Annotated in this window: 16 protein-coding genes; 5 read left to right on the top strand and 11 right to left on the bottom strand. The window is 68.5% G+C overall.

Annotation, left to right across the window (positions count from 1 at the left end; translation table 11 throughout):
- Positions 1-48: 48 nt before the first annotated feature.
- The 4 genes from qcrB to ctaE are packed head-to-tail and all read right to left on the bottom strand — an operon-like array spanning position 49 to position 4,205.
- Positions 49-1,674 carry a cytochrome bc1 complex cytochrome b subunit gene (gene qcrB, locus LWJ43_RS24575; protein ID WP_277334378.1) on the bottom strand — a complete coding sequence of 542 codons (1,626 nt, stop codon included), beginning with the start codon at positions 1,672-1,674 and terminating at the stop codon, positions 49-51.
- The gene (gene qcrA, locus LWJ43_RS24570) at positions 1,671-2,723 is read right to left on the bottom strand and encodes a cytochrome bc1 complex Rieske iron-sulfur subunit (protein ID WP_277334377.1); all 1,053 of its coding nucleotides are present in this window, start codon (positions 2,721-2,723) and stop codon (positions 1,671-1,673) included. The genes qcrB and qcrA overlap by 4 nt, the downstream gene beginning before the upstream one ends.
- Positions 2,720-3,529: a cytochrome bc1 complex diheme cytochrome c subunit gene (gene qcrC, locus LWJ43_RS24565; RefSeq protein ID WP_277334376.1), complete on the bottom strand. Its 810-nt coding sequence runs from the start codon at positions 3,527-3,529 to the stop codon at positions 2,720-2,722. The genes qcrA and qcrC overlap by 4 nt, the downstream gene beginning before the upstream one ends.
- A gap of 55 nt (positions 3,530-3,584) precedes the next feature.
- Entirely contained in the window at positions 3,585-4,205 is a 621-nt protein-coding gene (gene ctaE, locus LWJ43_RS24560; RefSeq protein ID WP_014156684.1) for an aa3-type cytochrome oxidase subunit III, read from the bottom strand.
- A 187-nt stretch (positions 4,206-4,392) separates the two neighbouring features.
- Here ctaE and LWJ43_RS24555 point away from each other — a divergent pair, with 187 nt between their 5' ends.
- Positions 4,393-4,794: a DNA-binding transcriptional response regulator gene (locus LWJ43_RS24555; RefSeq protein WP_277334375.1), complete on the top strand. Its 402-nt coding sequence runs from the start codon at positions 4,393-4,395 to the stop codon at positions 4,792-4,794.
- A 63-nt stretch (positions 4,795-4,857) separates the two neighbouring features.
- Here the strand turns inward: LWJ43_RS24555 and LWJ43_RS24550 are convergent, their stop codons facing one another.
- The 4 genes from LWJ43_RS24550 to ctaC form a co-directional block, all read right to left on the bottom strand.
- Entirely contained in the window at positions 4,858-6,126 is a 1,269-nt protein-coding gene (locus tag LWJ43_RS24550; protein ID WP_277334374.1) for a L,D-transpeptidase, read from the bottom strand.
- A 125-nt stretch (positions 6,127-6,251) separates the two neighbouring features.
- Positions 6,252-6,650, bottom strand: coding sequence for a cytochrome c oxidase subunit 4 (locus LWJ43_RS24545; RefSeq protein WP_014156681.1), 399 nt, complete (start codon positions 6,648-6,650; stop codon positions 6,252-6,254).
- Positions 6,647-8,383, bottom strand: a complete 1,737-nt coding sequence (ctaD, locus tag LWJ43_RS24540) for an aa3-type cytochrome oxidase subunit I (RefSeq protein WP_277334373.1) — start codon at positions 8,381-8,383, stop codon at positions 6,647-6,649. The genes LWJ43_RS24545 and ctaD overlap by 4 nt, the downstream gene beginning before the upstream one ends.
- Positions 8,380-9,348 (bottom strand): aa3-type cytochrome oxidase subunit II, encoded by a 969-nt coding sequence (gene ctaC / locus LWJ43_RS24535; protein WP_277334372.1) that lies wholly within the window; start codon positions 9,346-9,348, stop codon positions 8,380-8,382. Before ctaC ends, ctaD begins: the two co-directional genes overlap by 4 nt.
- Before the next feature lie 283 nt (positions 9,349-9,631).
- Between ctaC and LWJ43_RS24530 the strand changes: the two genes are divergently transcribed.
- Positions 9,632-11,014, top strand: coding sequence for a cysteine desulfurase/sulfurtransferase TusA family protein (locus tag LWJ43_RS24530; protein WP_277334371.1), 1,383 nt, complete (start codon positions 9,632-9,634; stop codon positions 11,012-11,014).
- A gap of 19 nt (positions 11,015-11,033) precedes the next feature.
- Here the strand turns inward: LWJ43_RS24530 and LWJ43_RS24525 are convergent, their stop codons facing one another.
- Positions 11,034-12,008, bottom strand: coding sequence for a carbohydrate kinase family protein (locus LWJ43_RS24525; protein ID WP_277334370.1), 975 nt, complete (start codon positions 12,006-12,008; stop codon positions 11,034-11,036).
- 160 nt (positions 12,009-12,168) lie between these two features.
- Between LWJ43_RS24525 and LWJ43_RS24520 the strand changes: the two genes are divergently transcribed.
- Positions 12,169-12,366, top strand: a complete 198-nt coding sequence (locus LWJ43_RS24520) for a hypothetical protein (protein WP_277334369.1) — start codon at positions 12,169-12,171, stop codon at positions 12,364-12,366.
- 131 nt (positions 12,367-12,497) lie between these two features.
- Positions 12,498-13,946, top strand: coding sequence for a hypothetical protein (locus tag LWJ43_RS24515; protein WP_277334368.1), 1,449 nt, complete (start codon positions 12,498-12,500; stop codon positions 13,944-13,946).
- A 103-nt stretch (positions 13,947-14,049) separates the two neighbouring features.
- Here LWJ43_RS24515 and LWJ43_RS24510 read toward each other — a convergent pair whose 3' ends face one another.
- Positions 14,050-14,406: a HesB/IscA family protein gene (locus LWJ43_RS24510; RefSeq protein WP_014156674.1), complete on the bottom strand. Its 357-nt coding sequence runs from the start codon at positions 14,404-14,406 to the stop codon at positions 14,050-14,052.
- A gap of 220 nt (positions 14,407-14,626) precedes the next feature.
- Here LWJ43_RS24510 and nadA point away from each other — a divergent pair, with 220 nt between their 5' ends.
- Positions 14,627-15,826 carry a quinolinate synthase NadA gene (gene nadA, locus LWJ43_RS24505; protein ID WP_277334367.1) on the top strand — a complete coding sequence of 400 codons (1,200 nt, stop codon included), beginning with the start codon at positions 14,627-14,629 and terminating at the stop codon, positions 15,824-15,826.
- A gap of 89 nt (positions 15,827-15,915) precedes the next feature.
- Here the strand turns inward: nadA and LWJ43_RS24500 are convergent, their stop codons facing one another.
- Positions 15,916-19,071: an efflux RND transporter permease subunit gene (locus LWJ43_RS24500; RefSeq protein ID WP_277334366.1), complete on the bottom strand. Its 3,156-nt coding sequence runs from the start codon at positions 19,069-19,071 to the stop codon at positions 15,916-15,918.
- Positions 19,072-19,232: the final 161 nt, after the last annotated feature.

The raw sequence follows: 19,232 nt of genomic DNA, 5'->3' as shown, positions 1-19,232 counted from the left end.
CGTCCATCGGATGGACGGGGCTCCCGCTGTGGCGGTCAGCTGAGGTGATCAGTGGTGGCCGTGGCCGCTGGTGATCTCCTTGTACTCCTCGGCGGTGGGCTTGGCGATCTGGTTGTCCTCGCCGTAGTAGCTCTTGCTGAGCCTGGCCCGCACCTTCTGCAGCGCCGAGGGCTTGCGCTCGACACCGTTCTCGTCGACCGTCGGGCCGATCTCGTACGGCTTGTACTGCTCGTGCGCGGTGAGCGTGTGCAGCTGCTCCGGGCTGAGCGGCTCGTGGATCTCGACGAACTCACCGTGCGGCAGGCGCTTGATGGTGCCGGACTCGCGCCCGTGCAGCACCTTCTCCTTGTCGCGGCGCTGGAGGCCGAGGCAGATCCGCCGGGTGACGACGAACGCCAGGACCGGGCCGACGAAGAACGCGATCCGCACGAACCAGCTGATCGCGTTGAGCGACATGTGGAAGTGGGTCGCCCAGATGTCGTTGCCGCCGCCGATCAGCATGACGAAGTAGATCGTCACCCAGGCGACACCCAGACCGGTACGGGTCGGAGCGTTGCGCGGACGGTCCAGGATGTGGTGCTCGCGCTTGTCCCCGGTGATCCAGGACTCGATGAACGGATAGAGCGCGAGAGCCGCCAGGACGACACCGAAGAGGACCAGCGGGATCAGTACGCCGAGGACCAGCGTGTGGCCCCAGAGGTTGATCTCCCAGCCCGGCATCACTCGGACGAAGCCTTCGGCGAAGCCCATGTACCAGTCCGGCTGGGCGCCCGTGGACACCTGGTCGGGACGGTAGGGGCCGAGCGCCCAGATCGGGTTGATCGTGGCGATCGCCGCGATGACCGAGATGAAACCGAAGACCAGGAAGAAGAAACCGCCGGCCTTGGCCATGTACACCGGGAGCAGCGGCATGCCGACGACGTTCTTGTTCGTCTTGCCCGGCCCGGCGAACTGCGTGTGCTTGTGGAAGAACACCAGGATGAGGTGGCCGACCACGAGGCCGAGCATGATGCCCGGCAGCAGCAGGATGTGGATCGAGTAGAACCTCGCGATGATGTCCGTACCGGGGAACTCCCCGCCGAACAGGAACATCGAGATGTACGTACCGACGATCGGCATCGACAGGATGGCGCCCTGGGTGAAGCGCACACCCGTACCGGAGAGCAGGTCGTCCGGGAGCGAGTAACCGGTGAACCCGGTGAACATGCCGAGGACGAACAGCAGGAAGCCGAACAGCCAGTTGATCTCACGCGGCTTGCGGTACGCACCGGTGAAGAACACCCGGAACATGTGCACGAACATGCCGGCGAGGAAGATCACCGCTGCCCAGTGGTGGATCTGCCGGACCAGCAGACCACCGCGGACGTCGAAGCTGATGTCCAGCGTCGAGGCGTAGGCCTCGGACATCCGGATGCCCTGCATCGGCTCGTACGAGCCGTGGTAGACGACCTCGTTCATGCTCGGGTGGAAGAACAGCGTCAGGTACACACCCGTGAGGATGATGATGATGAAGCTGTAGAGGCAGATCTCACCGAGCATGAAGGACCAGTGGTCCGGGAAGATCTTGCGCATGTTGGCCTTGGCCAGGCCGTAGATGCCCAGCCGGCCGTCCGCCCAGTCGGCCACCCGCTCACCGGCGGGCGCCTTGCGCTGTGTTTCCGTCGCAGTACTCATCCGCGCTCCCAGAAGGCAGGACCGACGGGCTCTTCGAAGTCACCGAGCGCCTCGAGGTTGCCCTCGCTGTTCACGCCGATCCGCAGCTGCGGAAGGGCGTGACCGGCCGGACCGAAGATGACGCGGGCGCCGTCGGAGAGGTCGAAGGTGGACTGGTGGCACGGGCAGAGCACGTGATGCGTCTGCTGCTCGTACAGGCTGATCGGGCAGCCGACGTGGGTGCAGATCTTGGAGAAGGCGACGATTCCCTCGTGCGCCCACTCGCGCTCACGCTTGTCCTTGATGTTGTCCGGCTCGATGCGGATGATCATCAGGGCGGCCTTGGCGATCTGCGTCTGGAAGTCGTGCGCGTCCTCCTCCAGGCCCTCGGGCATGGCGAAGGTCAGCGAACCGACGACGACGTCCTCGGGACGCAGCGGCTCCATGGTGTTCATGTTGACGAGCTGCTTGCCCTTGGCCCACAGCGTCTTGCGGAGCTTCTTCTCCGGCAGCGGACCGAGGTCGCGCAGCAGCACCACACCGGAGAGCGGCACCAGGGCCAGCGCGCCGAACATAGTGTTGCGGATCAGCTTGCGCCGTCCGAGCGCGGACTCCTGGGCACCGGCCGCGAAGTCGGCCATGACCTTGGCCTTGACCTCGGGCGTCGCCTCGATGGCGTGCCGGTCGTCGGCGACCTCCACGTCGGACATCAGGGTGCGCGCCCAGTGGACGGCGCCCGCGCCGATGAGGAAGAGCGCCAGGCCCAGGGTCAGCCCCAGGGAGAAGTTCAGCGCGCTCACATGGCCGAACGGCCAGATGTAGACGATCTGGTCGACCGGGAAGATGACGTACGAGGCGATGAAGCCGACCGTCGCCAGCATGGACAGCGTGAACATGAGCGCGACGGCCCGCTCGGAGCGGTTCGCGGCGCGTTCGTCGATGTCCTGGATGCGCGGCTTGTGGGCCGGCAGCCCCGGGTCGGCGAACGGGTCGCCCGCACCCTCTACCGCGCCGTGCGCGGTGCCCTGCTCTACCGGCAGGTTCTCTTCTGGAATCTGTTGGCTACTCATGACTTCTTGGCCTTAGCGGTGTGGGCCGCGACCCATACGGCGATGGCGATCAGGCCGCCCAGGCCGAAGATCCAGCCGAAGAGACCTTCACTGACGGGACCGAGGCCACCGAGCGAGAGCCCGCCGGGGGACTCGGACTCACTACCGTTGACGGTCTTGATGTACGCGATGATGTCTTTCTTCTCCTGCTCCGGCATGGTCGTGTCCGGGAAGGAGGGCATGCTCTGCGGGCCGGTCTGCATGGCCTCGTAGATGTGCTTCGCGCTCACGCCTTCGAGGCTCGGGGCGTACTTGCCCTTGGTCAGGGCACCGCCCTGACCGGTGAAGTTGTGGCACTGCGCGCAGTTCGTGCGGAACAGGTCACCGCCCTTGGCCACGTCGGCGCCCGAGGGGTCGACCTGGCTCTTGGTGGGCGTGATCGGACCGGCGCCCAGGGACGCGACGTATGCCGCGAGCTGGTCGATCTCGGCCTGGTTGTAGATGACCTTCTTCTTCGGGACCTGGGCACCCGGCTGCTGAGCCGGCATGCGTCCGGTACCGACCTGGAAGTCGACGGCGGCGGAGCCGACGCCCACGAGCTGCGGCCCGTCGGTGGTTCCCTGACCGCCGGATCCGTGGCAGCTGGCACAGCCCACGGAGTAGAGCTTCTTGCCCTCGTCGATGGCGAGGGACTGGGCGGTTTCGTCGGCCTGCGCCTTACCCGCAGGCGCGAACGCGGCGTACAGCCCCCCGGTAGCCGCCAGCGCGAGGAGTAGTACGACGACCGCCGCCAGCGGATGGCGTCGTCGTGCGGAGAGCTTTTTCACGGATTACCCCGGTGTCAGGATCTTCTGCGTCGATGGTGAGTGGGTGCGAGCCCGGTTACTTGATCATGTAGATCGTGGCGAACAGGCCGATCCAGACGACGTCGACGAAGTGCCAGTAGTAGGACACGACGATGGCGGCGGTGGCCTGTTCATGGGTGAATCTCGAGGCCGCGTATGTCCTGCCCAGGACGAGCAGGAAGGCGATGAGACCGCCTGTCACATGCAGACCGTGGAAGCCGGTCGTCAGGTAGAACACCGAGCCGTACGGGTCGGAGGACAGGGACAGACCCGCGTCCTTGACCAGCTCGGTGTACTCCAGGACCTGGCCGCCGATGAAGATCGCACCCATCACGAACGTGATGATGAACCAGGTGCGGAGCTTCTTCACATCGCCCCGCTCCGCGGCGAAAACGCCGAGCTGGCAGGTGAGAGAGGAAAGCACCAGGATCGTGGTGTTCGTCGCCGAGAACGGGAAGTTCAGATGGTGAGCCATCTCCTTCCAGTGATCGGGTCCCATCACCGATCGCAGGGTGAAGTACATCGCGAAGAGGGCCGCGAAGAACATCAGCTCGGAACTCAACCAGATGATGGTTCCGACGCTGGTGAGGTTCGGCCGATTGACCGACGGGTGCGCGTGCCCGGTTTCTACTGTCGTTGCTGTCGCCACGACCGACATTATGTCGGTCGCTTATCCCGCCCTCACTCCGGGGGGTGCCGTTCGGTGTGTCAGAGGTGTGTGTCCTCACCGAACGGCCCATCGAATCGCTGTCTTTACCGGTGCTGACAGGCAGTCCGCGGGAGTACGATCCGCCCATCGGTTCATGCCCACAGAGCCCCGAAGACACAGACGTCACGGAGGAACAATGCAGCCGACCGCCACGGTCCTGGTCTACAGCGACGACGCCAACACCCGCGAGCAGGTGAGGCTGGCTGCCGGGCGCAGGCCTGCGGCGGACGTGCCACCGGTGGAGTTCCTGGAGTGCGCCACCCTGCCGGCCGTCCTGAGCGCGCTGGACCGGGGCGGCGTCGACGTCTGCGTGCTGGACGGCGAGACGGCCCCCGCGGGCGGCATGGGGGTCTGCCGGCAGATCAAGGACGAGATCTTCGACTGCCCGCCGGTGCTGCTGCTGATCGGGCGCCCGCAGGACGCCTGGCTGGCCACGTGGAGCCGCGCGGACGCCGCTGTGACGCTTCCGGTCGACCCGGTCGACTTCGCGGACGCCCTGGCCTCCCTGCTGCGCCGCAGGCTGTCCGTGGGAGCCTGAGGCGGAGGGGCCCCGAACCCCTCCGCGGTGATTTTCCGCGGCGCGGCGCACTCCCCGGCCGGATCAGACCTGGGGGCGCAGCCGCGCCGTCTCGACGTCGGCGCCCGTGTCCGTGTCCGTGTCCGGGGTGCCGCCGCCGTTCAGCGCGCTGCCCTTGAGCCAGGCGGCCCAGTCCAGGTTCCAGTCGCCGAAGCCGTTGTCGAACGGGGTCATCGTCTCGCCGCCGCTCCCGACGACCTTGACGATGTCGCCCTCGCGCACGGTCTCGAAGAACCACTGGGCGTCCGCGGTGCTCATCCCCGTGCAGCCGTGGCTGACGTTGGCGTTGCCCTGTGAACCCGTCGACCAGGGCGCGGCGTGGACGTACTCACCGCTCCAGGTGACGCGTGTCGCCCAGTAGACCGGCAGGTCGTACGACTCCGAGGAGCCGGCGGCGATGCCGATGCTCTCACCGCGCATGCGTACGAACTGCTCCTTGGCCAGCACCACCTTGACGCCGTTGCGCGTGTCGAAGCCGGGCTTGCCCGTGGTGACCGGCAGGGTGTTGATCACTTCGCCGTTGCGGAGGACGGTCATGTGGTGCTCGGAGGCGTCGGTGATCGCTTCTATGCGGTCGCCGGTGGTGAGCTTGAGGGGTTTCGCGGCCGCTCCGTAGAGGGCGTTCGTGACCTTGATGCCCTTGAGGTTGCTGCGGACGTCGATGGTGGCGCCGGCGGGCCAGTACTCCTTGGGCCGGTAGTGCAGCGTCTTGTCGTCGACCCAGTACCAGGAGCCCCGGACGGCGGGCGCGGACCGGACCTGGAGCCCGCGTTCCACGGTGGCCCTGGCCGCCCTGTCGGGGACCGGAGCACTGAGTTCCGCCGTGAGGGGCTGTCCGACGCCGTAGGTGCCCGCCTGAGGGCCGAACGCGACCTTCAGGAACTTCTTCGCCGCGGTCGTGCCGAAGGCGTACGTACGGCTGCCGGGGGCGCCGTCACCGTTCTCGGTGGAGACCTTGACGGTGTATCGGGTGCCCGCGGCGAGCGAGGTGATGGAGTGCCACCGCTTCCCGTCGGCGTCGAGTTCGCCCGCCAGGTGGCGGCCCTCGGTGTCGACGGCCGTCACGTCGGTGATCTTCGCGTCGTCATCCTTGACGCTGACCTCGAGGGGCTTGCCGGGGTCGGCCTTCTCGTCCTTCGCCGGGCCGTTGAAGGAGATCAGGTCGGCGGCGTCGTAGGGCTTCAGCGACAGCGGATCGCCGTCGGGCCCTCCACAGGCGGTCGCACCCGCTACCAGGGTCACGACCAGCAGAGTGCAGCTCACTACGGTGCGGATGCGCGGCGTGTGGTTCATGAACCCACGCTAAGAAGATTCATCCGATCCAGCGCGTTCAGTGACTGCAAACGGGGGCCCGGCCCGCTCATCACTGAGCGGGCCGGGCCCCCGTACGGGTGCAACGCGTCCGGTGCGGCCGCGTCCTACTGGGTGCGGTTCTCGCCCCGGTAGTACTCGAAGACCCAGCCGAAGAGGCCGATCAGGAGCAGCGGCGCGGCGAAGTAGGCGAGCCACCAGCCGAAGACGACGCCCAGGAAGAGAAAGGCACCGCCGATGGCCAGGGAGAGCGGCTGCCAGCTGTGCGGCGAGAAGAAGCCCACCTCACCGGCCTCGTCCGCGACGTCGGCTTCCTTGTTGTCCTGGGCCATCGCGTCGACCCGGTTGGCCGTGAAGGCCAGGTAGAAGCCGATCATGATGGTCAGCCCGAAGGACAGGACCAGCGCGGTGGTACCGACCGGCTCCTTCGACCAGACGCCGTACGTGACGGCCATGATCAGCATGAAGACGCTCAGCCAGATGAAGAGCTTGCCCTGGATCTTCACTTGCCGTCCTCCTTGCCGCCGACGAGGACCTTCTCACCCTCGGAGAGGTGATCCAGCTGCTCGAGCGCCGTGATCTCCGGGTGGTGCAGGTCGAACGCCGGGGATTCGGAACGGATCCGCGGCAGGCTGAGGAAGTTGTGCCGCGGCGGCGGGCAGGACGTCGCCCATTCGAGGGAACGGCCGTAGCCCCAGGGGTCGTCGACCTCGATCTTCTTGCCGTACTTGGCGGTCTTCCAGACGTTGTACATGAACGGAAGCATCGACAGTCCGAGCACGAACGAGGAGATCGTCGAGATCGTGTTCAGGGCGGTGAAGCCGTCGGCGGCGAGGTAGTCCGCGTAACGCCGCGGCATGCCCTCGGCGCCCAGCCAGTGCTGCACCAGGAAGGTGCCGTGGAAGCCGACGAACAGCGTCCAGAAGGTCATCTTCCCGAGCCGCTCGTCCAGCATCTTGCCGGTGAACTTCGGCCACCAGAAGTGGAATCCGGCGAACATCGCGAAGACCACGGTGCCGAAGACGACGTAGTGGAAGTGCGCGACCACGAAGTACGAGTCGGAGATGTGGAAGTCCAGCGGCGGCGAGGCCAGGATGACGCCGGTCAGACCACCGAAGGCGAAGGTGATCAGGAAGCCGACGGACCAGAGCATCGGTGTCTCGAAGGACAACGACCCCTTCCACATCGTGCCGATCCAGTTGAAGAACTTCACCCCGGTCGGCACCGCGATGAGGAACGTCATGAAGGAGAAGAACGGCAACAGCACGCCACCGGTGACATACATGTGGTGCGCCCACACCGTCACCGAAAGGCCGGCGATGGCGATCGTCGCGCTGATCAGGCCGATGTAGCCGAACATCGGCTTGCGGCTGAATACCGGAATGATCTCGGAAATGATTCCGAAGAACGGTAGAGCGATGATGTACACCTCTGGATGGCCGAAGAACCAGAAGAGGTGTTGCCACAGCAAGGCGCCGCCGTTGGAGGCGTCGAAGATATGTGCGCCGAATTTCCGGTCGACCTCCAGCGCGAAGAGCGCGGCGGCGAGCACGGGGAAGGCCAGCAGGACCAGGACACCGGTCAGCAGGACGTTCCAGGTGAAGATCGGCATGCGGAACATCGTCATGCCGGGCGCGCGCATGCAGATGATCGTGGTGATGAAGTTGACCGAACCGAGGATCGTGCCGAAGCCGGAGAAGGCCAGACCCATGATCCACATGTCGGCACCGACACCCGGCGAACGGACCGCGTCCGACAGCGGGGAGTAGGCGAACCAGCCGAAGTCGGCCGCACCCTGCGGGGTGAGGAAGCCGGCCACGGCGATCAGCGAACCGAAGAGGTACAGCCAGTACGCGAACATGTTCAGCCGCGGGAACGCCACGTCGGGCGCGCCGATCTGCAGCGGCATGATCCAGTTCGCGAATCCTGCGAACAGCGGCGTCGCGAACATCAGCAGCATGATCGTGCCGTGCATCGTGAACGCCTGGTTGAACTGCTCGTTCGACATGATCTGCGTACCCGGACGGGCCAGCTCGGCGCGCATGAAGAGCGCGAGGAGGCCACCGATGCAGAAGAAGGCGAACGATGTGACCAGGTACATCGTGCCGATCGTCTTGTGGTCAGTGGTGGTCAGCCACTTGACGACGACACTCCCCGGCTGCTTGCGCCGCACCGGCAGCTCGTCCTCGAACGAGTCGTCTGCTGCCGCGGCACCCTGGGATTCGTTGAGGATGCTCACAGTTTGTTCGTCTCCGCATTCCTGGCCGGGTCCGTCTGCTCGATGCCTGCCGGCACGTAGCCCGTCTGACCCTTCGCCGCCAGCTCCTTGAGGTGCTGCTGGTAACGCTCCGGAGAGACGATCTTGACGTTGAAGAGCATCCGGGAGTGGTCGACGCCGCAGAGCTCGGCGCACTTACCCATGTAGGTGCCCTCCTTCTTCGGCGTGACCTCGAAGGAGTTGGTGTGGCCCGGAATGACGTCCTGCTTCATGAGGAACGGCACCACCCAGAAGGAGTGGATGACGTCACGCGAAGTCAGGACGAAGCGGACCTTCTCGCCCTTCGGCAGCCACAGGGTCGGACCCGGGTTGCCGTTCTGCGGGTTACGCGTCCCGGGGATGCCCACGTCGTAGACGCCGCCGGCGTCCGCGGGGAAGTCCTTGCGGAACTTGTCGGGGATGGCGTCGAGCTCCTTGGGGACCTCGCCGCCGGTGGAGGGCGAGCCCTCCACGTTCTCGATGTAGTTGAAGCCCCAGCTCCACTGGTAGCCGACCACGTTGATGGTGTGGGCCGGCTTGGGGCTGAGCTCGAGGAGCTTCGATTCATCGCGCGCGGTGAAGTAGAAGAACACCGAGACGATGATCAGGGGGACCACTGTGTACAGCGCCTCGATGGGCATGTTGTACCTGGTCTGCTGAGGTACCTCCACCTTGGTCCTGCTTCGCCGGTGGAAGATGACGCTCCACAGGATCAGCCCCCAGACGAGGACACCCGTGGCGAGCGCAGCCGCCCACGAGCCCTGCCAGAGGGAGAGGATCCGAGGGGCCTCTTCCGTTACCGGGGTGGGCATACCGAGGCGGGGGAAATCCTCCCAGTTGTATGAACAACCGGAGGCCGTCGCCAGGACCAGGCCCGCAGTCAGCACCTGCGGCAGCTTCCGCCGCATCGGGCGCCGCGACGAGCGGTCGGAGCCGTTGGGACTCACGTAGCGCCTTCCCGAGAGTCTCGCCCGCACGGTTCGGCGCGGCCGTCTCACTTGGTCGGTCGCCGGCCCTGACGCGGGCAGGGGTTTGGATGTTTATGCGGACCAAACCCTACTGGACGCTATTTGGGGCCGCGCGGGGAGGGTGCCCAACGCGCCGCACGACACCCCGAAGGGATGGAGTGCGGGCCTCGGGCCGCCATCTGACGCCCCCTCTCCCCACCGCTCCCCCTGCCACGACGGCGGCCGGTCACCCGGTCACGCCCGTGCGGGCTAGCGTGACGGCGTGCCCTACTTCGACGCGGCTTCCTCCGCCCCCCTGCATCCCGTCGCCCGCCAGGCGCTGCTTGCCTCCCTGGACGAGGGCTGGGCCGATCCGGCCCGCCTCTACCGTGAGGGGCGGCGGGCCGCGCTGCTGCTGGACGCGGCCAGGGAAGCCGCCGCCGAGGCAGTCGGCTGCCGCCCGGACGAGCTGGTCTTCACGTCGTCCGGCACCCGCGCTGTGCACTCGGCGGTCGCCGGCGCACTTTCCGGGCGTCGGCGTGTCGGCCGCCATCTGGCGCTCTCCGCCGTCGAGCACTCGTCGGTGCTCCACGCGGCCGCGGCGCTGGAGGCGGCCGGCGGATCGTTCACCGAGGTACCGGTGGACCGGACCGGCGCGGTGGACCCCTCGGCCTACGGGCTGGCTCTTCGCGCGGACACCGCGCTGGCGTGTCTGCAGTCCGCCAACCACGAGGTGGGGACCGAGCAGCCGGTCGCGGAGACCGCCGAGATCTGCGCCGACGCGGGCGTGCCCCTGCTGGTGGACGCCGCGCAGTCACTGGGCTGGGGCCCGGTCCCCGGCCGCTGGTCACTGCTGACGGCGAGCGCGCACAAGTGGGGCGGGCCGGCCGGGGTCGGTCTGCTGGCCGTGCGCAAGGGCGTCCGTTTCGCAGCCCAAGGCCCGGCCGACGAGAGGGAGTCGGGCCGCGCCGCGGGCTTCGAGAACATCCCGGCGATCGTGGCGGCGGCGGCCTCGCTGCGGGCGGTGCGCGCGGAGGCCGCGGCGGAGGCCGCACGGCTGCGCGCCCTGGTGGACCGGGTCAGGGCCGCGGTGGGGACCCTGGTGCCTGATGTGGAGGTGGTCGGCGATCCGGTGCGGCGACTGCCGCATCTGGTCACCTTCTCCTGTCTCTATGTCGACGGAGAGACGTTGCTCCATGAGCTGGACCGGGCCGGATTCTCCGTTTCGTCCGGATCGTCCTGCACGAGCAGCACCCTGACGCCGAGCCATGTCCTCAAGGCGATGGGCGTGCTCACGGAGGGGAACATCCGCGTGTCCCTTCCCGCCGGGACCACGGAGGAGGACGTCGACGGCTTCCTCGGCGTACTGCCGGGCGTGGTGGCCGAGGTGCGGCAGAGGCTCGGCGCCCCCGCCTCGGCGGCCCCCTCCCCCACGCCACGGACCTCGCTGGTGATCGACGCACTGGGCAGGCGCTGCCCCGTTCCGGTGATCGAACTCGCAAAGGTGATCGGAGAGGTACCCGTGGGCGGCACGGTGACGGTGCTCTCCGACGACGAGGCCGCCCGCCTCGACATTCCGGCCTGGTGCGCGATGCGTGAACAGGAGTACGTGGGCGAGGAGCCGGCGGACCACGGCTCGGCCTACGTGGTCCGCCGCCTCCTCTGACCCACGGAAACCGGAGGTGTCAGGAGAGGTGCTGACGGACCTCGGAGGCCGCCTCGTCGCCGTAGGCCTTGGTGAAGCGGTCCATGAAGTGGGTGCGGCGCAGGGTGTACTCCTGGGTGCCCACCGTCTCGATGACCAGGGTCGCGAGCATGCAGCCGACCTGGGCGGCGCGCTCCAGACCCACGCCCCAGGCGAGACCGGAGAGGAAACCGGCCCGGAAGGCGTCGCCGACGCCGGTCGGGTCCGCCTTCTGCTCCTCCTCGGCGCAGCCGACCTCGATGGGGTCCTGGCCGGCCCGCTCGATGCGGACGCCACGGGAACCGAGGGTGGTGACGCGGTGGCCGACCTTGGACAGGATCTCCTCGTCGCTCCAGCCGGTCTTGGACTCGATGAGCCCCTTCTCGTACTCGTTGGAGAAGAGGTACGTCGCACCGTCGAGGAGGATCCGGATCTCCTCGCCGCCCATCCGGGCGATCTGCTGCGAGAAGTCCGCGGCGAACGGGATGCCCCGCGAGCGGCACTCCTCCGTGTGGCGGAGCATCGCCTCGGGATCGTCGGCGCCGATCGAGACGAGGTCGAGGCCGCCGACGCGGTCGGCGACGCTCTTGAGCTCGATCAGCCGGGCCTCGCTCATGGCGCCCGTGTAGAAGGAGCCGATCTGGTTGTGGTCGGCGTCCGTCGTGCACACGAAGCGCGCCGTGTGCAGGACCTCGGAGATCCGGATGGAGTCGGTGTCGACGCCGTGCCGGTCGAGCCAGGCGCGGTAGTCGTCGAAGTCCGCGCCGGCGGCACCGACCAGGATCGGCTGCGTGCCGAGCACGCCCATGCCGAAGGCGATGTTCGCGCCCACTCCCCCGCGGCGCACGTCGAGGTTGTCGACGAGGAAGGAGAGCGAGACCGTGTGCAGCTGATCGGCGACCAACTGGTCGGCGAATCGGCCGGGGAAGGTCATGAGGTGGTCTGTGGCGATGGAGCCGGTGACTGCGATGCGCACGGGGAGGCTGCTCCTGCGGGAGGCGGAGGGAACGCGTGAGCGCGCCCTCCGGGACGGCGTGACAGTTCACGCTACCCGGTGCCGCCACCGTGCCCGAAGGGTGAAAACTACCCGATAGTAGGTCTTTCTACCTGGGCGCTGCCCTGCGTACGGTGCCGTTATGTCGAACACCATCGTTCCGCGCGAGTCCGAGATGAGCCTGGCCGAGCTGCGCGGTGACTGCGCACGGATGGCGCCGCACTGGGCCGTGCCCGAGAAGACCACGACGAAGCCGGTGGAGCCGTCCCGGATCCACGGCGTCACGGTGCCGCCGGCCTCGGCCCGGATGGTGGACGCCATGTCCGACTACGGGGACTGATCCGACGGCACCGGGCCGCTCCCCGCACCGGCCGGGGGAACCGCGCGCTTCCTCGCTCCGTCACACCGTCGTCCCCACTCGGGGCACTGGCGACGAGCCAGTGACGGCTACGCAGTCGAAGGAGCGATCCGGTGAGCACCGAGCGACCCGAGAACGATGTGACCGGCACCCGGCGACGGCGTTCGCCCCTCGTCGCGGCCTCGGTGGCGGCAGCGGTGCTGCTCGCCGGTGGCGGCGGCGCGTACTGGGCATCGAACACCTCGGGCGAGACGACGCCCGGCCTTCTCTCCGACCCCGGGGCCGGATCACCCCCGCCGCTCTCTCTCGACGCGCCGGCGGACGGTGACCCGACCGGGCCCCCGCAAGGCATCGCCCCCGGGGAACCCGATCCGCACGGCGGCGGAGTCGTCTACCGCGCGTCCGGGGAACTGCCGGACGGCCCCGGCAGCGCCGCCGTGCACCGTGCCGAGGGCGCGGTGACCTCGGCCGAGGTGGCACGGCTGGCGAAGGCGCTCGGAGTGCGGGGCACACCGCACACGGACGGCACCGCGTGGAGGGTGGGCAGCGACGACGACGGTTCCGGACCCGTGCTGAAGGTGGTCAAGCAGGCGCCCGGGACCTGGACGTTCGCCCGGTACGGATCCGGCGGCCCGGACGCGTGCGACCCCGGCCCGAGCTGTGCGAAGCAGGACCGGACGCCGCCGTCCGGCTCGCCCGTCGGCGAGAGGGCCGCGAAGGCGGCTGCGGTTCCGGTGCTCGAGGCCGTGGGGCAGGACGACGCCGCGCTCGACGCCGGCCGGCTGATGGGTTCCGTCCGGGTGGTGAACGCCGACCCCGTGGTGGGCGGGCTTCCCACGTACGGCTGGTCGACCGGGATCCAGGTGGGCGCCGGGGGCGAGATCGTGGGCGGCAGCGGGCACCTGAAGGGGCTGTCGAAGGGCGACAGCTATCCGGTGACCGGTGCGGACGAGGCGCTCGAGCAGCTGAACGCGGACAGCCGGCGGGTGGCCCGGCCCGACATCGGCGGCTGCGCGACGCCCGAGCCCCTGGAGGACGGCACCAAGACCCCGAAGGCCGACTGCGGCTCCGGGAAGGGAACCCCGCCGGCCACCACGGTGACGGTCGACAAGGCCGCGTTCGGGCTCTCGGCGCAGTACGCGGACGGCGAGCAGATCCTCGTACCCTCGTGGATCTTCTCCGTGGAGCCCGCAGGAGGTGGCCCCGGGAACACGATCGTCCAGGTCGCGGTCGCCCCGGACCACCTCGCGCGGCCGAGCACCGGCCCTTCGCCGGCACCCACGAAGGACCCGGCCGCCGAGGGCGCGGCCATCACCTCGTACAGCGCGGACGGCCGGACGCTGGAGGTGACCTTCTGGGGCGGCGTGTGCAGTACGTACGCGGCCCGCGCCTCGGAGGACGGCACGTCGGTGCGGGTGACGGTCACCGAGTCGAAGCCGGACCCGGGTAAGGCCTGCATCATGATCGCCAAGGAGCTGACCCGGAAGGTGACGCTGGACGCGCCCCTGGGCGGCCGGAAGGTGGTCGACGCCGCGTCGGGCGAGGCGGTGCCGCGCGCCTGACGGCCGCGCGGAGAGGTCCGCACGGGCCTCTCCGCGTACGGACGAACGACGGCGGCGGCGCTCCCGAGTCCGGGAGCGCCGCCGCCGTCATACGACTCAGGGGTCAGCTGAAGGAGTCACCGCAGGCGCAGGAGCCCGTGGCGTTCGGGTTGTCGATCGTGAAGCCCTGCTTCTCGATGGTGTCCACGAAGTCGACGGAGGCGCCGCCCAGGTACGGGGCGCTCATCCGGTCGGTGACGACCTTGACGCCGCCGAAGTCCTTCACGACGTCCCCGTCGAGCGAGCGCTCGTCGAAGAAGAGCTGGTACCGCAGGCCCGAGCAGCCGCCGGGCTGAACGGCGACGCGCAGTGCCAGGTCGTCCCGGCCCTCCTGCTCCAGCAGGGCCTTGACCTTGGAGGCGGCGGCGTCGGACAGGAGGATGCCGTCGCTCACGGTGGTGGTCTCGTCCGATACGGACATCTGCTTCTCTCCCGGGTTGTACGGACTGCTTGCCGACGGTCCAACCATCGGGGCCGCGGATTCATTCCGGGCCAGGCGCGTGTCTGTTCCCTTCATGCTCGCACACCGCGCGGGCCAGGGGATGCGTCACATCGACGCTATGGGCATCGTCAAGCTGACACGAAGCGGTTATGATAGATAGCGTCAATTAGACGAAAAGGCGTTCCGCAGAAAAGAAAGGGTGCGTGTCGTGACCACCGCCCAGCCCCTGGATGTCCAGCCGACACCCCTCGCCCTTCTACTGCTCGGCCGCGAGGCCGACCCGCGGAGCGAGCGCGGGGTCGAATGCCCGGGCGACCTGCCCTCCCCGTCCGACCCGGACCTGGTGGAGCGCGCCCGTGCCGCCAAGGAGAAGCTCGGGGACAAGGTCTTCGTCCTCGGTCACCACTACCAGCGCGACGAGGTCATCCAGTTCGCGGACGTCACCGGCGACTCCTTCAAGCTCGCCCGGGACGCGGCGGCACGGCCCGAGGCGGAGTACATCGTCTTCTGCGGCGTGCACTTCATGGCCGAGTCCGCCGACATCCTGACGGGCGACGACCAGAAGGTCGTCCTGCCGGACCTGGCCGCGGGCTGCTCGATGGCCGACATGGCCACCGCGGAGCAGGTCGCCGAGTGCTGGGACGTCCTGACGGAGGCGGGGGTCGCCGACGCGGTCGTGCCGGTCTCCTACATGAACTCCTCCGCCGACATCAAGGCCTTCACCGGCAGGCACGGCGGGACCATCTGCACCTCGTCCAACGCGAAGCGGGCGCTGGAGTGGGCGTTCGAGCAGGGGGAGCCCTCGGCAGCCAAGGTGCTCTTCCTGCCGGACCAGCACCTGGGCCGGAACACCGCCGTCCGCGACATGGGGATGTCCCTGGAGGACTGCGTCCTCTACAACCCGCACAAGCCGAACGGCGGCCTGACCGCCCAGGAGCTCCGCGACGCGAAGATGATCCTGTGGCGCGGGCACTGCTCGGTGCACGGGCGCTTCTCGGTGGAGTCGGTCGAAGACGTACGGCGGCGGATCCCGGGCGTCAACGTGCTGGTGCACCCCGAGTGCAAGCACGAGGTCGTGGCGGCCGCCGATTACGTGGGCTCGACGGAGTACATCATCAAGGCCCTGGAGGCGGCCCCGGCCGGCTCCAAGTGGGCGATCGGCACGGAGCTGAACCTGGTGCGCCGGCTGGCCGAACGTTTCGCGGCGGAGGACAAGGAGATCGTCTTCCTCGACAAGACGGTGTGCTTCTGCTCGACGATGAACCGGATCGACCTGCCGCACCTGGTGTGGGCGCTGGAATCCCTGGCCGAGGGGAACCTGGTGAACCGGATCCAGGTCGACGCGGAGACCGAGAAGTTCGCGAAGCTGGCGCTGGAACGGATGCTGGCGCTGCCGTAGGGCACGTCCGCCGGCCGCGGCACATGAGAGGGCCCCCGGGCCCCGTCCTCGCGGACGGGGCCCGGGGGCCCTCTCGTCGTCGGAGGCGGTCAGGCCTTCGCGGGCTCCGGTTCCCCGGAGGTGGCTTCCTCCGGCGTCTCCGGGGCACTCCCGCCGGACTTCGCCTCGCGTTCGGCCGCCTTCCTCCCGGCGCGGCGCTCCTTGCGGAGTTCGACCATCGCGTAGAGCGTCGGCACCAGGAGCAGGGTCAGCAGCGTGGAGGTGATCAGGCCGCCGATGACCACAAGGGCCAGCGGCTGGGAGATGAAGCCGCCTTCGCCGGTGACGCCGAGGGCCATCGGGACCAGGGCGAAGATCGTCGCCAGTGCCGTCATCAGGATGGGACGCAGACGGTGACGGCCGCCCTCCATGACCGCTTCGACGACCCCCATCCCCTGCGCCCTGTACTGATTGATCAGGTCGATCAGCACGATCGCGTTGGTCACCACGATGCCGATCAGCATCAGCATGCCGATCATCGCCGGGACACCCATCGGGGTACCGGTGACGAGCAGGAGGCCGATGGCCCCCGTCGCCGCGAAGGGGATGGAGACCAGCAGGATCAGCGGCTGGACGAGCGACCGGAAGGTCGCGACCAGCAGGATGAAGACGATGGCGACGGCCGCCAGCATGGCGAGCATCAGCTTCTTGTTGGCGTCGTCCTGCTCCTGGGTGACACCGCCGATGGTGGCGGTGGCACCGTCGGGGAGGTCCAGGGCGTCGATCTTCTTCTGGAGCGCGGTACTGACCGCGCCGGTGTCGTCGACGGTCGGCTTCGCGGTGACCGTGGCGGAGCGCTGACCGTCGATCCGGGTCATCGAGACAGGCCCCGGCGCCAGTTCCACGTCGGCTATGTCGCCGAGCTTCACGGGACCGAGCGGCAAGGCCTTGAGCTCGGCCATGGTGGTGGCCGGGTGCGAGGACCTGATGACGATGTCGCGCTCGGTGTCGTCCAGGACCGCCTTGCCGGACGGGGTGCCGCGCACCGCCCCCGCGACGAACCCGCCGAGCGCTGCCTGGTCGAAGCCCGCGGCCGCCGCCTTGTCGTTGGCCTTGACCGAGATCCGCGGGATGCTCTGGGACAGGTCGCTCTGGACGTCGGTGACGTCCTCGAGCTCGGCGACCTCGCCACGCACGGTTTCGGACGCCTTCTTCAGGACCTCGGCGTCGGCAGCCTTGACGATGACGCTCAGGTCCTGGGAACCGAACTCACCGGCCGAGGCGAACGTGGCCTCGCCGATGCCGTCGAGCTCGCCGAGTGCCGTGCCGATCCTCTTCTCCGCGGACTCGTGGTCAGCCGCGTCCTCGAGGGTGATCTGGTAGGAGGCCTGGTTGGCTCCCGTACCGCCGCCGAAGGCCGCCATGAAGCCGGACGATCCGACGGTGACCTGGTAGTCCTCGATGCCCTTGTCCGCGGCCAGGACCTTCTCGACCTTCCGCGCGGCCTCGTCCGCCGCTTCCAGGCTGGTGCCGGGGGTCAGCTCCTGCTTGAGCGTGAGAACCTCCTGTTCGCCCGGTTCGAAGAGCGTCGTCTTCAGCAGGGGCGCCATGCCGAAGGTGCCGAACAGCACGACGAGGGCGATGACGACGCTTGCGACGCGCCGCTGGGTGGCGAAGCGGAGCACGGGGACGTACATCCGCTGGAGCCGGCTCGCCGCCTCCTTCTCCTCGGCCTGGCGGCGAACCTCCTCCGGGTTCTCGGCGGTGCCCTCGGGCGCGCGCAGGAACCAGAAGGACAGCACCGGCACCACGGTCAGGGAGACCAGCAGGGAGGCCAGCAGAGCCGCGGTGACGGTGAGCGAGAACGAACCGAAGAGCTCGCCGACCATGCCGCCGACCAGGCCGATGGGGAGGAAGACCGCGACGGTGGTGAGCGTGGACGAGGTGATCGCCCCGGCGACCTCCTTGACGGCGGTGACGATCGCCGACCGGCGCTCCTCGCCGTAGCCGAGGTGCCGCTTGATGTTCTCCAGGACGACGATCGAGTCGTCCACGACGCGGCCGATCGCGATGGTCAGCGCGCCGAGGGTGAGCATGTTCAGCGAGAGGTCACGGGTCCAGAGCACGATCAGCGCGAGCACGATGGACAGCGGGATGGACACCGCGGTCACCAGCGTGGAGCGGATCGACGCCAGGAAGACCAGGATGACGACGACCGCGAAGAGCAGACCGAGCGCACCCTCGGTGGTCAGACCGGAGATCGACTTGGAGACGGCGGGGCCCTGGTCCGAGACCACGGTGACCTCCGCGCCCGGACCGAGGTCCTTGCGCAGGTCCGGGAGCTTGTCCTGGACGGCGTCCGAGATGGCGACGGCGCTGCCGTCCTTGTCCATCGTCGCCATGACGGCGAGGCTCGGCTTGCCGTTCGTCCGGGTGAGGGAGACCGCGGCGGCGGGCTCCTGCTTCACCGTGGCGACGTCACCGACTCGGACGGGCTTGCCGGCCTCGCCCGTCGCCGCGTTCCGCGCGGAGACCTCGAGGTCCTCGATCTGCTGGAGCGAGGTGAAGGAACCGCCGACCTGGATGGTGCGGCTCTTGCCCGCCTCGGAGAAGGATCCGGCGGGTACGGTCGCGCCGCCGGCCTGGAGCGCCTGGGACAGCGAGCCCGCGTCGAGGCCGGCCGCCGCGAGCTTCCTGTCGTCGGGGACGACCGAGACCTGGATCTCCTGGACACCGTCCACGGAGACCTGGCCGACACCCTCGATGCCCTCGAGTGCCGGGACGACCGTGCGGTCGAGCTGGTCGGCCAGCGCCTGCTGGTCCTTGTCCGAGGTGACGGCCAGGACGACGGTCGGGATGTCGTCCGTCGAACCCGCGACGACCTGCGGGTCCACGGAGTCGGGCAGCAGGACGCGGGCGCGGTTCACCGCCTGCTGGATGTCGGCGACGAGCTGCTTCGTGCCCTCGTCACCGAAGTCGAAGCTCGCCATGACGAGGGCGTTGCCCTCGCTGGCGGTCGAGGTGACGCCCTCGACGCCGTCGACGGCCTTGATGGCGTTCTCGAGAGGTTCGACGACCTGCTTCTCGACCACATCGGGGGACGCGCCCTGGTAGGGCGCCAGCACCGACACCATCGGGAGTTCGATGGTGGGCAGCAGCTGCTGCTTGAGCTGCGGGATCGCGATCGCTCCGAAAACGAGCGCGACGATCGAGATCAGTCCGATCAAAGCCCGTTGCGCGAGGCTGAATCTGGACAGCCAGGACATGGGTGGGTCTCTCTTCTGTGGCGTACGCGGCAGGTGGGCGCCTGCAGGTGGTCACGACGGTGCACGGGGCGTGCTCACGCCGGCGATCACAGGGACACAGACCGCCCACCTCTACGATCGCCGGGCCCGCGGGCGGAATCGTCGGCCCCCGGGTTGCTTTC

The sequence above is a fragment of the Streptomyces sp. JH34 genome (assembly GCF_029428875.1).
In the GTDB taxonomy this organism is placed as follows: domain Bacteria; phylum Actinomycetota; class Actinomycetes; order Streptomycetales; family Streptomycetaceae; genus Streptomyces.
This window is presented reverse-complemented; position numbering and strand designations above follow the sequence as displayed.